Source organism: Ruegeria sp. CF4 (assembly GCF_056537345.1).
The window spans coordinates 75,118-89,077 of sequence record NZ_JBQFRJ010000009.1; the positions used below are offsets into that span (position 1 = coordinate 75,118).

At 57.0% G+C, this 13,960-nt stretch carries 14 protein-coding genes; 9 read left to right on the forward strand and 5 right to left on the reverse strand.

The window, feature by feature from the left end:
- The first annotated feature begins 24 nt into the window (after positions 1–24).
- Positions 25–978, forward strand: coding sequence for a BMP family protein (locus ACR0NF_RS16795; RefSeq protein WP_480667330.1), 954 nt, complete (start codon positions 25–27; stop codon positions 976–978).
- 491 nt (positions 979–1,469) lie between these two features.
- Here the strand turns inward: ACR0NF_RS16795 and ACR0NF_RS16800 are convergent, their stop codons facing one another.
- A complete protein-coding gene (locus tag ACR0NF_RS16800) occupies positions 1,470–2,390 on the reverse strand; it encodes a LysR family transcriptional regulator (protein ID WP_480778640.1) in 921 nt (306 codons plus the stop codon).
- Between the two features lie 115 nt (positions 2,391–2,505).
- Here ACR0NF_RS16800 and ACR0NF_RS16805 point away from each other — a divergent pair, with 115 nt between their 5' ends.
- From ACR0NF_RS16805 to ACR0NF_RS16820, 4 genes are all read left to right on the forward strand, one after another.
- Positions 2,506–3,456 (forward strand): glutathione S-transferase family protein, encoded by a 951-nt coding sequence (locus tag ACR0NF_RS16805; RefSeq protein WP_480778641.1) that lies wholly within the window; start codon positions 2,506–2,508, stop codon positions 3,454–3,456.
- A complete protein-coding gene (locus tag ACR0NF_RS16810) occupies positions 3,456–4,385 on the forward strand; it encodes a DMT family transporter (RefSeq protein ID WP_480778642.1) in 930 nt (309 codons plus the stop codon). The genes ACR0NF_RS16805 and ACR0NF_RS16810 overlap by 1 nt, the downstream gene beginning before the upstream one ends.
- 39 nt (positions 4,386–4,424) lie before the next feature.
- Positions 4,425–4,802 (forward strand): nuclear transport factor 2 family protein, encoded by a 378-nt coding sequence (locus ACR0NF_RS16815; protein ID WP_170623095.1) that lies wholly within the window; start codon positions 4,425–4,427, stop codon positions 4,800–4,802.
- 93 nt (positions 4,803–4,895) lie between these two features.
- Positions 4,896–5,393 carry a DUF6653 family protein gene (locus ACR0NF_RS16820; protein ID WP_480667325.1) on the forward strand — a complete coding sequence of 166 codons (498 nt, stop codon included), beginning with the start codon at positions 4,896–4,898 and terminating at the stop codon, positions 5,391–5,393.
- Positions 5,394–5,460: 67 nt separating this feature from the next.
- On the opposite strand, the gene ACR0NF_RS16825 is transcribed toward ACR0NF_RS16820, so the two are convergent.
- Together ACR0NF_RS16825 and ACR0NF_RS16830 are read right to left on the reverse strand one after the other, a co-directional pair.
- Entirely contained in the window at positions 5,461–6,060 is a 600-nt protein-coding gene (locus ACR0NF_RS16825; protein ID WP_480778643.1) for an HdeD family acid-resistance protein, read from the reverse strand.
- A 20-nt stretch (positions 6,061–6,080) separates the two neighbouring features.
- Positions 6,081–6,392, reverse strand: coding sequence for a hypothetical protein (locus ACR0NF_RS16830; protein ID WP_170637314.1), 312 nt, complete (start codon positions 6,390–6,392; stop codon positions 6,081–6,083).
- A gap of 163 nt (positions 6,393–6,555) precedes the next feature.
- Between ACR0NF_RS16830 and ACR0NF_RS16835 the strand changes: the two genes are divergently transcribed.
- On the forward strand, positions 6,556–8,148 hold the full coding sequence (locus tag ACR0NF_RS16835; RefSeq protein ID WP_480778644.1) for a tetratricopeptide repeat protein: 1,593 nt from the start codon (positions 6,556–6,558) through the stop codon (positions 8,146–8,148).
- A gap of 97 nt (positions 8,149–8,245) precedes the next feature.
- Complete coding sequence (locus ACR0NF_RS16840; RefSeq protein WP_170646575.1) at positions 8,246–8,476, forward strand: hypothetical protein; 231 nt, start codon at positions 8,246–8,248, stop codon at positions 8,474–8,476.
- A gap of 299 nt (positions 8,477–8,775) precedes the next feature.
- Here ACR0NF_RS16840 and ACR0NF_RS16845 read toward each other — a convergent pair whose 3' ends face one another.
- Both ACR0NF_RS16845 and ACR0NF_RS16850 read right to left on the reverse strand, forming a co-directional pair.
- Positions 8,776–9,546 carry a VOC family protein gene (locus tag ACR0NF_RS16845; RefSeq protein WP_480778645.1) on the reverse strand — a complete coding sequence of 257 codons (771 nt, stop codon included), beginning with the start codon at positions 9,544–9,546 and terminating at the stop codon, positions 8,776–8,778.
- A gap of 383 nt (positions 9,547–9,929) precedes the next feature.
- Positions 9,930–10,355, reverse strand: a complete 426-nt coding sequence (locus tag ACR0NF_RS16850; protein ID WP_480667320.1) for a VOC family protein — start codon at positions 10,353–10,355, stop codon at positions 9,930–9,932.
- 103 nt (positions 10,356–10,458) lie between these two features.
- Here ACR0NF_RS16850 and ACR0NF_RS16855 point away from each other — a divergent pair, with 103 nt between their 5' ends.
- Both ACR0NF_RS16855 and ACR0NF_RS16860 read left to right on the forward strand, forming a co-directional pair.
- A complete protein-coding gene (locus tag ACR0NF_RS16855) occupies positions 10,459–11,052 on the forward strand; it encodes a TetR/AcrR family transcriptional regulator (RefSeq protein ID WP_480778646.1) in 594 nt (197 codons plus the stop codon).
- Between the two features lie 335 nt (positions 11,053–11,387).
- Positions 11,388–13,571 carry an esterase-like activity of phytase family protein gene (locus ACR0NF_RS16860; RefSeq protein ID WP_480778647.1) on the forward strand — a complete coding sequence of 728 codons (2,184 nt, stop codon included), beginning with the start codon at positions 11,388–11,390 and terminating at the stop codon, positions 13,569–13,571.
- Positions 13,572–13,960 lie beyond the last annotated feature (389 nt).

Consider the following 13,960-nt stretch of genomic DNA (forward strand, 5'->3'; position numbering starts at 1 on the left):
CATATCCAGTATGGGAGAACAACAATGCAATTGAAGTCCAAACTATTGGCGGGGCTTGCGGCACTGATGTTGGCAGGGTCTGCGACTGCTGACGGGATCGAACGCGCCGCGATCGTTATGCCCGGATCGATTTCTGACAATGGCTGGAACCAAGCCGGATTCGAAGGTCTCACCAAGGCAGGTGAAGCGCTCGGCTTTGAAGCCGCTTTTTCCGAAAGCGTGCATCAGCCCGAACAAATCGAAGTCCTGAGCGACTACGCACGCCGGGGGTATGACCTTGTGATCGGTCACGGCGGAGAATTCCAGGACGCCGTGGAACGTGTCGCTGCACGCTTCCCGGAAACCATGTTCATGGTGAACAACGGACTGGGCACCAAAGACAACATTGCCAACGCGGATTTCTATTTCAGCCAAATCGCTTATCTGATGGGCTACGTTGCAGGCTCCATGTCAGACACAGGCACCATCGGCATCATCGCGGCGCAGCAGTTCAAGTTCACGACCGACACGGTTGCTGGCTATGAAGCGGGTGCCAAAGCGGCCAATCCGGACGTCAGAGTTCTGGTTACCTGGACCGGTGACTGGGATGACATCGCCAAGGGCAAAGAAGCTGCCTTGAACCAAATTTCCCAAGGCGCCGATGTCGTCTGGCCGACAATGGACAGCGCGACGCTGGGCTCCATGCAGGCCGTTCAGGAAAAAGGTGTCTATGGTATCGGCATCTATCGTGATGCGATCAACGAATGGCCGGAAATCCTACAGTCCGCAATCTTGGATGTCCGAGGCAACATGCGGTCCTACCTGGAACTGGCAGCTGCTGGAAAACTGGAAGGTGCACTCTACCGGGCGGATATGGGCAATGAATTGGCCATGCGGATCGGGTCGTTCCATTCAGATATCCCGGTGGACGTTGTGGATGAAGTCAACAATCTGATCGACGCCATGAAGTCAGGCACTTTGGTTGTAAATCCACAATAACGCTCCCTAATAATCGCTACTCCTTTTACTCTCGCCTCCAAGTCTGGGGGCATTTTTTTATCATAGTAATCAATATTTTAAGTATTTCGCTTGTGCCGCGTGGGACTGTGTTTCCCCCGATTTCGTCGGAGTCGCTGTGCTTTCTATTGATGGTTTTTAGTTCTGCAATGTCCGAGAACAAACAACTCCAGGGCTGCCTAAGATCCAACCATGCAAAACGCTCAATCAACATCGTCCATGCAAAATCTGTGACCAGACATTCCTGCGCATTGCAGCATCGGTCGAACTGGGCTCACTCTGCGCTTTAGGGCAAGCGCAGCGTGCAGCGACCAGAAAAGTCTCGCTTCGATGAGACGGTCCAATCCAGCCGTTCAAGAATGTCCGACTCTGCACTACAGCATTCCCCGAAGAAGACATTGCAGGACTGCCCCGCACTTTGGGTGTTCTTGGTCGGTCCAGGTTTAATGTTAGAGTATCATCGGCCCTTGCCCCTAAAGCGGACCTGCATCCAAATCCCAATAGGGTGCGTCGTGCCCGATGCGTTCCACGACGAAATCCAAAAACGCGCGAACTTTCGCTGGCATGTGCTTTCGTTCAGGGAAGACTGCGTACAGCGCCTGTTCAGGTAGGCGATATTCGGGCAGCACCCTGACCAGACGGCCACTGGTCAAGTGGGCTCCGGCAACAAAGGTCGGCAGGCGACCGATACCAAGACCGTCAAGCAGCACGGTGCACAGGGCTTCACTGTTGTTCACGCGCAGAACACCAGATGTCTGAACGCGCATGTCACCCGCGGGCCCGGCTAAGCGCCATTCCGAAGGGTCGCGCGAATAGGCGTAGTGAAGGCAGGAATGCGCCAGAAGATCCTCAGGTGTTTCTGGCGTTCCGGACTGCGCAAGATAGTCCGGCGCAGCGACAATCACGCTGTGGATCGGGGCGAGTTTGCGTGCGATCAGGGCCGAGTTCGGCAACGTTCCGGCGCGTAAGGCCACGTCGATGCCCCCTTCGACGAGATCGACAAATTTGTCATCCATCGTCAGGTCAATTCTGATCCCCGGATATTGCCTGAGGAATGCAGCAATCATAGGCGCAACATGCAGTTGTCCAAAGGACATGGGTGTACTGAGCCTTAGTAATCCAACCGGTTGCCCCTGCAACGCCGCAACTGCGTCTTCGCCGTCCTGCGCTGCGTCAAGCGCCTGCGCCGCGTGGGCCAGATAGATTTCACCCGCCTCGGTAAGGGAAATGGACCGCGTCGACCGATGAAAGAGCTGCGTTCCCAGATGGGCCTCCAGCACGCCGATCCGCTTGCTGACCGCTGATTTTGTAAGACCCAGATGCCGGGCGGCGGCTGCGAACCCGCCATAGTCCGCCACAGCAACAAAAACGGGGATAGCGCCAATTTCAGTCATGTTTTGCGATCCTTTGGGCGAATTATTCTCACCTATAAGTTTCAAATTCACACGATTATCATCAAATAGAAAGCCTAATAGTTATCTGCATGTCCTGTTAACGCCGGAGGCTGACATGCCCAAGATGCTTATCAACGGAGTTCTGCGTGACAGACCGCTCGCCTCGGACGGTCGTTTTCACCGCCTGCAAAGCCCATTCACGAGCCACATCAGCGTGCAACCGGGCGCCCCGTTTCCGAACACGCCCGGCCGGTACCACCTTCACCTGTCCAAAGCCTGCCCCTGGTGTCATGGCGTCGATCTGATTCTAACTTTGAAAGGCTTACGCAATGCGTTCAGCATCACATGGATGGACCCGGTCATGTCGGAAAACGGCTGGGTCATCGACCAGACGCTATTCGACGACCAAAGCGGTGTAAAACGCACCCGCTTCCTTTACGATGTCTATCAGAGTGCCAAGCCGGATTACACGGGTCCGATCAGCGTGCCTGTGCTGATGGACAAGGTGACGGGCCGGATCGTCAGCACCGAATCGACCGAGATCATGAGCATGCTTCAGACGGCGTTTCCCGATACCGCGGGACCCGATCTTCGCCCGTCCCATCTTTGCGACGAAATCGACCGGATCGCCGAACAAATTCAGTCACCGATCCGCGAAGGCGTCTATCGCGCTGGGTTTGCCACCAGCCAGATCGCGTATGGCGAGGCCGTAACGGCGCTCTTTGCCTGTCTCGACACGATTGAAGAAACGCTTGGCCAACGCCGGTTTCTGGCTGGTGACGTGCTGACAGAGGTTGATCTGAAGCTGTTTCCGGCACTTCTGCGGTTTGACCCGGTCTATGTGACCCACTTCAAGACCGACTACAAACGCATCAGCGACTATGTCGCCCTGCCCCGCTATCTGGCCGACGTCATGGGGTTGCCAGGCGTGGCCGACACTGTGGACATGGCCCATATCCGTCAGCATTACTTTCTCAGCCATCGACACATCAACCCCAGCGGAATTGTGCCAATCGGCCCGGCTTCCCTACGCTCGACCAATATGCCGGAAATGGGGGCCGCGTGATGCCTGATATAGTCAGAAGATCCGGTGTTTCAGCGCTGATCATGGCCATCGGCGTCCTGGTGGGGGTCAGTTTCACTTTGTCCAAATTCGTCTCGATGGCGGGAATATCTGCTCTGACCGCTTTGTTCTGGCAGGTTTTTCTGGCCAGCATCGCGCTGTTGGCGTTGTGTTTGCTGCCGAAGAAGCGCGTGGCGCTCGACACGCGGCACATCCCCTATTATGTCGGTGCCGGAGTTTTCGGTGTCAGCGGCCCCGCTGTGATCGGGTTTCTGGTGCTAGAGCACGTAAGCCTTGGGTTCTATTCCGCCCTCGTCACGCTGTCACCGCTGTTTACCTTTGCGATAACGGCACTGATCGCGCGCAGGATGCTGCCGTTGCACCGCCTGATTGGTATTCTGATCGGCCTTGCAGGGGTCAGCCTTGCCACCATGGGTGGATTTGACCTGTCGGGTGTCGAGCCGGCGTGGATTGCCCTGTCGCTTTTGGGGCCCTTGTTTCTGGCCTGCGGCAACGTCTTTCGCAGCTATGCCTACCCGCCCGGCGGCGATCCGTTGGGGCTGGCGACCGGAACGCTTCTGTCACAGCTGTTGCTGATTTCCGCCCTGTTACTGGGACGCGGCAGCACAATCAGCGACGTCTCGGTGCCCCCTGCCCTGCTTGGCGCAATCTTCGGCATCGGATCCATCACCGCGCTCTGCTATGCGCTGACCTTCGAAGTACAGCGGCGCACGGATGGCGTTGGGTTCGCGCAGGTCGGCTATTTTGCCACGCTTTCCGGCATCGCAATCGGGGCAATTGTCTTTCGGGAACCTCTTGGCCTCGGACTGCTTGGGTCCCTCGCAATCCTGTTCCTTGGGCTAGCCGTCACCAACGGCCACCTGAAACTCCCGCCGGTCCTGCACCGACGGTCACAGGCCAACCAGACTTAGACCCACCGATAACTTTCAAACCGAAAAGGAAACCAAAACATGCAAATCACGGCCCCCACCACAGCGGCTCACGCGCCCCGGATCGCGTCCCTTTATTCAGCGGTTGACGCGCTCGACGAAGCCGGCGTTGTCGAGCATGTCACCGAAGACGTGCAGTTCCAGCTTGGCAATTTCGAACAGATTGACGGGCGCATAGCCGTGCAAGCCGCGAACGCGGAATTCTTTGCCACGATCCAGGGTATGCAACATACCATCACCGGCATCTGGTCCAGCGGCGATACCGCGTTCTGCGACGGCACCGTTCACTACACGCGCAAGGACCAAAGCACACACGACGTGCGCTTTGCTGCACGGTTCAACTTTCGCGAGGACAGGATCGCGGATTACCGGGTGTATGTGGATATCTCGGGTCTTTGACGCGCATGGTCAGGGTGGCGCGCGTTGCCTGCCGCTCTGGCCGACACGGGCAGAAGCGGCCATAATTGCGATCCAGCTTCGGAAGAGGGTTCGATGACCGATCGCAGCATTCTGGCACAGCTCATGACGATGTCCGACGTCGTCTGGGACCGACACACCAACCCGTGGAGCGGCTGGAGCCGTCTGAGCATCCCGCCCCTGTTCGTTCTGGCCGTCTGGAGCCGGGTTTGGCTGGGCTGGTGGTGCCTTGTTCCAATCGGAATTGTTGTCTTCTGGACATGGTGGAACCCGCGCGCCTTCCGCAAAACGGCCAATCCGGATAACTGGATGTCCAAAGGTGTACTTGGGGAACGGATCTGGCTTGCGCGCGCGAAATCGCCGATCCCTGCAAGGCACCACCAGATGCCTCTTGTTCTGGCCGCAGTCAGCGCGGTCGGTATCGGCCCCTTGGTCTGGGGGCTTTGGCAGCTTCAAATCTGGCCGACGCTTCTGGGGTTGCTGCTGGTTATGGGTGGCAAGCTGTGGTTTCTGGACCGCATGGTCTGGCTGTTTGAAGACACCCGGGCGGTGAGCGCCGGGCAAGGAATATAGCGGCGCAGTGAAAACGGAAAGCAGGAGCATCAGATGCCCCTGCCATTCCGGGTTCGCCAGGGCGCGCTTAAGTTTGCGGCCCCCCATGCGCCAAGGACCGCTGCGCCAGCCCCAAAGATATCAGGGATACACCGGCGAATATCAGGTTCAGGCCGGCAAGAACCCCCAGCAGAACAAGGGACGTGCCATTGACGATACCGGACAGGATCAGGCCGCCAAGCAGGATGGCCATCGCGCCGGACGCAATCATCAGCGCCATGGGCCGCTCCTGACCCGACCGAATGGCAATTACGATCCGCAACACACCTTCGGCCAGAAAAACCGCGCCAAGCGCAAGGGTCAGTGCCAGAACGCCGCCGAACGGATCAAGCAACAAGACAAGCCCTGCAAGTACGTTCAGAACACCGATGGCCAACAGCCAGAAGAACCCTTTCCACGCCTTTTCCGCAAATGCCTGAATCGCTGTGACGATGCCCCCGCCCAGCAGGGCCACGCCGACAAAGGCTTCGACGGCAAGCGTGGACATCAGTGGGAAGGTTACGGCGCACAGCCCAACGCAGAGCATGGCGACGCCAAGCACGATCAGCCAGAACGGTTGAGGCTGCCAACCGGCGGCCTCTTCCATGAGCGCGGGTTTCGGTAAGGTTTCGTTAACTGAATCAGTCATGTCGACCTCCGGGATCATGGTCAGGCGACCGATTTGTCGAGGTGGTCGCGATAGGCGGCAACGGCGGCGTGCAGGGCCTCCCAATGGTTCTTTGCCTGATCATGTGCGTCCGTCACGGCGTCCTCACCTTCTTTCTGGATGCGGTCGGCAAGGTCGGTGACCTTGTCTTTTGCTTCCTGCAGGTCGGATTGCAGCTTTGTCACCTGTTCCTGGGTCCACTTGTCGGTCGCGTTGCCCGCGTCCTTGACCTTCTGTTCGAACGATTTCAGCTCGTCCTCAACACGGGTATAGTCGTCTTTGGCTTTCTGTACGAATTCGGAAAATGTTGTCATGGTTCAGTCCTTTCATGGGTCATATTTTTGCTGGGCCCGTTTGAGCGCCATGACCCGGACCCTCGCAAATCCCCGGCAGGCGTCCGAGTGAGTCACGGTTAAACCGCCGGGCTGTCTTGTGACGAGGCCCGTCATCGGACAAAGTTGAGCGACGGAGGGAAACATGCTTGCCGAAGTAAGCTCTGCCATAGATCCGCGCGCCATTCAGGAACAGTTGAAGCGCGTCCTCGTCAGTCCGCATTTCGCGGATACCACGCGCCTGAACCGCTTTCTGTCGCATATTGTCGGCGAAGCGCTGGCGGGTCGGTCCGAGACGCTGAAAGGCTATGCAATCGGCATTGACGTTTTCGACAAGCCCGAGGATTTCGACCCCACCATCGACACGATCGTTCGGGTTCAGGCCAATAAAATGCGCAGCCGGCTGGATCTCTATTACGCTCAGGAAGGGCGCGAGGACCCGGTTCGAATACATATTCCCAAGGGGTCCTACGCCCCGGTTTTTGAGATCGCGTTTGACCCCGAACGCCGGACCGATGCCGAAACGCCCCCGGCGCCAACCGGACGGGTCGCGGTGGCCGTGATGCCCTTTGACAACTTGAGCGGAGACCCGTCGCAGGAATATCTGGCCGATGGGTTTACCGAGGAAATCATCTCGGCCATCGCCCGGTTTCGCGAGGTGAGCGTGCTGTCCCGGCACGTCACCTTTCGCTTTCGCGGCCGCGGCCGCGATCCGCGCGCGGTCGGAAGCGAACTCGACGTCCAATATCTGGTCGAAGGCAGCGTGCGACATTGGGACAACAAGCTGCGCGTCACCGCCCAGCTTATTGACGCGGAAACCGGCCAACAGGTTTCCGCGGACACTTATGACCGCGACCTGAGCGCGGACAGCCTATTTGAAATTCAGGACGATATCGCCGCCCGGATCGCCACGGAAATCGCGGAACCCCACGGAGTGATCCATCGAACAGGTGCAGTGCAGCGCAGGGCACAGACGCACACGCTGGATGCCTATCAGTGCAGGTTGCTGGCCACCGAATACTGGCGTGAACCCACGGTTAAAAAACACAAGAAGGTCCGCGACCTGCTGGAGCGCGCCGTTGAGATTGATCCCGAATATGCCGGCGCCTGGGGGATGCTCGCGATTGTCTACGGCGACGAACTGCGCGGCGGGTTCAATTTTCGCAAGTCCCCCCCGCCCTTTGATCGCGCGCTGGAGGCCGCACAGCGGTCGGTCGCTCTGGATCCGCTGAACGCAACCGGCCAGCACGCATTGTTTTTGACCCATTTTCATCGTGGAGAGTTCGAAAGCTTTGAAGACGCGGCTGATAAAGCATTGCGGGCCAATCCGAATTATCCAGACATGTTGGCCGATCTGGCGGCCTGCTTTGCGTTGCGCGGCGATCTTGAACAGGCCGCGAGACTGAGCGCCCGCGCGATCGAGCTGAGCCCCAACCCGCCCGGCTGGTACCACGCAAGCACGTTCCTGATCTGTTTCATGAAAGATGATTACAGCGGCGCGCGTTCAGCGGCGCGCAAAGTCGGTGGTGGCATGTGGAATGGTTCTGAAGTGCTTGAGCTTATGTGCATCCCATACACGGAACCGGACGCCGACCTGGATTCAACCCTGTTGGCCCTGAAGACCAACATTCCCGATGTTGACCGTTTTATCCAGACGCTCTACGCGATCTGGCATGTGCCATCTGACATCTCACAGAAAATGACCGAAGCGCTGCGCACAACCGGGGCGTTGGACTGAGGTTCGGCCGTCAGGGATTTAACGGTGACTCACTCTGCCCTTTCCACCTCTGCGCGTAGGTTGGTCCTGACATCACAACCAGACCCGGAAACGACCAATGCTAACTTTGCCACAGCGCCTTGATCTGATGAAACTCGCAACGGACATCGCCAAGACCAAAGCCGGTTGGTCGGAAGAAAAGCCGGCCAAACTGGAAGAAGACATCCTGTCCATTTATGAGAGGCTCAGGCCAAGTGTCGAAAGCGGCAGCGCCTTTGAGAACACCAGCATGTCTGATGTGAAAACCGCCGTTGACGTCGCCTCGACCATCGACGGATTTCTGGAATAGCCGGTCCTTGTTTTCAAGGCCAAACAATGCCGTTTCGCATCAGGATGTTGCGTGCTCACAATTCTAACAACTATCAAGTGCAATCGCCCCGACCCGAACCTCAAGTATGGTTCTCGCACACTTCGCTAGCAGCGCGCTTTCCTGCCTTCGCTGCGATTGTGAAAACTGGCGCTAAATGTATTATCTCTAACGGGGCAAAGTGGAATTGCGTTACGCTTGTACTATAGTCAGATTTGAGATTTTTGACCCACTTGAGGATGCCGTTATAAACAATAGACTGCGAACCTTGCGACCGAGCATCAATTCTGGACGACACAGCACAATGCCCCAGTTGCATCGCATACCAGACCATTCTCAAAAGTGTTTTTATTATTCTGATGACGAGCAAGCACGGAACCTGGGCCTGAGTTGATCTTGCTCAGCGCGTTTTCGAGAAAGTCGACGCGAACACTCGGCACCCACGCCACGTTATTGTTGGGAACTGCAGGTTCCGCTGCACATATCGCCAACACTTCGTCTTTTAGACTAATTGGTCTCTGTGACGAAGGTACGTTTCTAGCAGGTGAGAGATTCCATCCGCACATTTGGTGGTAGAAGTTGTCCGGGAATACGCCGCTACGGGATAGGTAGTGTTCATGCGTAAACTGACGAGCGGGGGCAGGGTATTCGTGCCGCGAAACTGATACACCGAAGAATGCGCCAAGCGGATCACGTAAGAGGCAGTTCCGACCAACCCCAGGAACTTCAAAGGGAGGTTTCACTACTGATCCTTCAAGCTTGACGGCGAGTTTGGCGGCCTGATCTACGTCTTCGACTTCAACATAAGGGATCCACCCTTCAAAGAGCACCAGATTTTGAGAAACAATCCCGGCCCCTGCCTCTTCATCGAGAGTGGCGAGGACAAAATCTCTATGGCCGCCGCCCCATGCGAAATCTGTGGCGTGTTCGACAATATAGCTCCAACCTGCCACGCTTTCGTAAAATGACCTGGAAGTTTCCACATCAGGCGTGAAAAGATCGTGCCAGACAATTCGGCCAACTTTTTCTTTTGTCACCGCGACTTCATCCAAACTGCTTCGGTTCGCCATAACTCTCGTTTGCGGTCCAAATATTGATGCAGATCAATTTGCGCGGTTCTGGTCCGTGAAGTCAATTAATTCAGTGGCTCCGTTGGCGGTCAGCCATTCTGCAAATTTACCCATATCATCCGTTGCGGGGCGATCCGAAGGCTAGGCGAAGCAATATTTACCAGCGTTAACGGCTTCACTGAAGGGTTGTATCAGGCGACCGTGTTCGATGTAGCGTTCGAACATGGGCACAGGTAACAAGGCCGCCCCAGTACCAAAGGTGGCCAGCTCGGCGAGGGCCACTGATCTGTCCAGAATTGGTCCCTTTACACGCGGGCAAATCGATCCAACTGCTTCGAACCAACCTGGCCATCCGGCACCCTGAATTACGACGGTACCGCGTCGGCTGCATATTGAGACAGGAATTCCTCTGAGGGTGGGATCTGAGTGATGACATCAATCAGTACCCCGTTCGGATCACGATAAATCGCATGGCGTTGGCCAAACGGCTCGCTCACAAGTGACTTTGCCACCGGAACTCCTTCTGACCGAAGTCGTTCATCCACTTTGTCGACATCCTCGACTTCAAAGTTGAGGATCATGCCCTTAGACGCACCGCGGGAAACCTCCGGGATCGTCTCGTGGTCCGACTGGACGATCGCGAGATTGACCGACGAATCCACTTCACTTTGTAGATGCACATACCAATCCGCCTGGAACGCAGCGCGGAAGCCAAAGTGACGTTTGTAGAACTCTGCTGTCTCAGAAACCGTTTCAGACTGAATGACCGGGTAATATTGAGTGACACGCATTTTTGATCTCCCTAACTTACATGCACTTTGTATGTATCATAGATTTGCAAATACATGCAAGATGTATGTAAGGTGCTTGTAGTGATATTCGGAGCCGTTAGATTTGCCCACAGAAAAACCCGCCCGACGCAGCCAGGCAGACCGACGCGCCGAAACGCGTGCCAAACTCGTAGAAGCTGCCCGAGAACTGTTTGTGAATTCGGGATTTGCCGATACTGCAACCCCAGACATCGTGCGTAGGGCCAGCGTAACCCGCGGCGCGCTGTATCATCATTTCAAGGACAAGGCTGACCTTTTCCGCGCCGTCGCAGAAGAGGAGGCCAAAGCAATCTCACACCATATTGACCAGAAAACGCGCAATGTGGCCGATCCCGAACAGGCCATGGTGACAGGATCGAATGCCTTTTTTGATGCGATGTTGGTTCCAGGTCGAGTGCGCCTCCTGATGGAAGAGGCCCCAGCGGTATTAGGGCACAGCACCGCTGTCGCATTGACTCGGGCCAATGGAACAGAAGAACTTCGTGAAGGGCTTTCGCGGGCTCTTCCTGAGCATTCACCAAAACAGATCAATGCTTTGACTAACCTGTTGTCGGCCGCGTTTGATCGCGCCGCTCTTGAGATCGCCTATGGGGGCGATCCAGAGGTCTACAAGGAGGTTATGAACCATTTGATTGGTGAAGTACTCAAGGGCAACTAGCAGACCTCGGAAGCCCCGCAGTATGGGTCCCTACCACTTTTTCCGTGAACTACTCGGCCCGTAGCGGTCATTGGAATTCGCTCCGATGCTGTGGCACGGCGCGTCAAACACGACATTGGCTACGAGCGCTAAATCGCAGTTATCCCGGACAGAATATGGTCCCAAAAAACCCGCTCTTGCGACACAGCCTTAGATCTGGTGGGGTTTGAATTGGCTAACGTATACGGCGGTGATCTACCTTTCTGCGGTTGTCATCAAATTGAATCCGAACCGTCACAAAACCGCAATGAATCGCGGCCATGCCACTCTCATCAAGTGAGAGAGGATACCAAACGATGTCATTGCGCTTTGCCTGCCTGACATCTGCCCTTGCCCTGACAGCCGGTCAGGCCGTGGCAGAAATGAATTTTAACCGAATTGCGTCTTTCCCCGTCGTCAAGAACATGGCCGAGGGCGCGGACACCGCACGCGAAACCTCGCCCGAGATCATCGCGGCAACCGCAGATGGCATGACACTGGTTTACACCGATAGCCCGCTGGGCGTGATCGGCATGGTCGACATTACCGATCCTGCGAACCCGGCTCCTTTGGGTGCGATGGAGGTGAGTGGCGAGCCGACCTCGGTCGGGATCGTTGGCGCGACCGCCTTTGTGGGTGTCAACACTTCAGAAAGCTATACCGCGCCATCGGGCAAGCTGATTTCAGTCGATATCGCGGGCAAGGCCGAAACCGGTGCCTGTGATCTGGGCGGTCAGCCCGACAGCGTCGCCATCTCGCCCGATGCCAGCTTTGTCGCCGTCGCGATCGAGAATGAGCGGGACGAAGACCTGAACGACGGTATCATCCCGCAGCTGCCCGCCGGGTCGCTGGCGCTGGTGCCGCTAAAAGATGGCGCGCTGGATTGTTCGGGTATGACCATGGCCTCTCTGACCGGTTTGGCCGATGTCGCCCCGACCGACCCCGAGCCTGAATTCGTTGACATAAACGCTCTGGGCGAAACCGTCGTCACTCTGCAGGAAAACAACCACATCGCTGTTGTTGGCAAGGACGGCACCGTCATCAGCCATTTCTCGGCCGGTAGCGTGGATCTGGAAGGCATCGACGCCACCGATGAGCGCGGTGCGCTGATCTTCACCGAAAACCAGCCGGGCCGCTTGCGTGAACCCGACGCGGTGAAATGGATCGACGATAACCACTTCGCCACCGCCAATGAAGGCGATTATAAGGGCGGCTCGCGCGGTTGGACGATCTTCCACAAAGACGGCACCGTTGTTTACGAAAACGGCGCCGATTTCGAGAAAGCTATCATCCAGATCGGCCACTACCCCGACAAACGCTCGGACAGCAAAGGGGTCGAGCCCGAGAGCGTGACCGCGGCCATCTTCAGCGGCGCACCGATGATCTTTGTGGGTGCCGAACGTGCCTCGGTCGTGGGGGTCTATGACGCCACCGATCCGGCACACCCTGTGCTGAAACAACTGCTGCCCTCGGGTGTTGGCCCGGAAGGCTATGTGGCGATCCCCGAGCGTAACCTGCTGATCTCGGCCAACGAAAAAGACCTGATCGAAGATGGTGGCCCCCGCGCGCATGTGTCCATTTTTGAGTATCAGGATGCCCCCGCAGCTTACCCTCACCTGACCTCGGAAGGTGCAGATGAACTGATTGGGTGGGGAGCTCTGTCCGGTCTGGTCGCGGATGAGGACGGCATGATCTATGCGGTCAACGACAGCTTCTACGGCTTCCAGCCCTCGATCTTCAAGATCGACCCCAGCCAGCAACCCGCCCGTATCGTGGACGTGATCCGCATCCACCGTCAGGACGGAAACCCGGCGCAGAAGCTGGATCTTGAGGGCATCACGCTGGACGGCAACGGTGGCTTCTACGTCGTCTCCGAAGGCCGCACCGACCGGGTCATCCCGCACGGGATCTATCATGTCTCGGCGAACGGCCTCATCAAAGACCGCAAGGGTGAAATCGGCCTGCCGCCGGAACTGATGGCAGTCGAAAAACGCTTTGGCTTCGAAGGCATCACCCGCGTCGGTGACACCTTGTGGATGGCCGTTCAGCGGGAATGGAAGGACGACCCTGAGAACCATGTGAAACTGGTGGCCTATAACCTTGAGAACAAGGAATGGGGTGCCGTGCACTATCTCAAAGCACAGCCCGAAACCGGATGGGTCGGCCTGTCGGAAATCGTGGCCTTCGGTGCTCATGTCTATGTCATCGAGCGCGACAACCAGCACGACCACCGTGCCGTGACCAAGAAGGTCTACCGCATCCCGCTGTCCGAAATGACCCCAGCCCCGCTGGGTGGCCCCCTGCCCGTAGTCAGCAAGCAAGAGGTCCGCGACCTGCTACCCGACCTGACCTCGACCGGCGGCTATGTTCTGGACAAGATCGAAGGTCTGGCCATCCTGCCCTCGGGTGAGTCGTTTGTGATGACCGACAATGACGGCGTCGACGACGCCTCGGGCGAGACGATGTTCTGGTCGATCGGGTCGGTGACGGCTGGGAACTAGGTCAAACAACAGAGATTGGAGAGCCCCGCGTAGAGACTACGCGGGGCTTCTTCATTCAATGGCCTCACCACGCTCCGGCCCATTCCGGACATTCACCAACTGGTCGACCTGCTGCGGCGCGGCCCGTGGAACCTGCAATTCGCTGCAAATGCAAAATCTCGACGTCTGCGAACCACAGGATGCGGACGAAGTTGACGTTCATACGGAATACTTCAAAGTCCGCTTTAGAATTAGATCAAAGAATAATTTGTCCTCAGTTTTGCCCTCTGCTGCCGATTTCACAGGGTATGCAGGCAAGCAAGGTTATTTCCGTTGCTCAGCTGCGCACGGCAAAGCCGGCTCCGCCAATACCCACTCTAGGTGATATGCAACTCAGAATCTAAGTGACA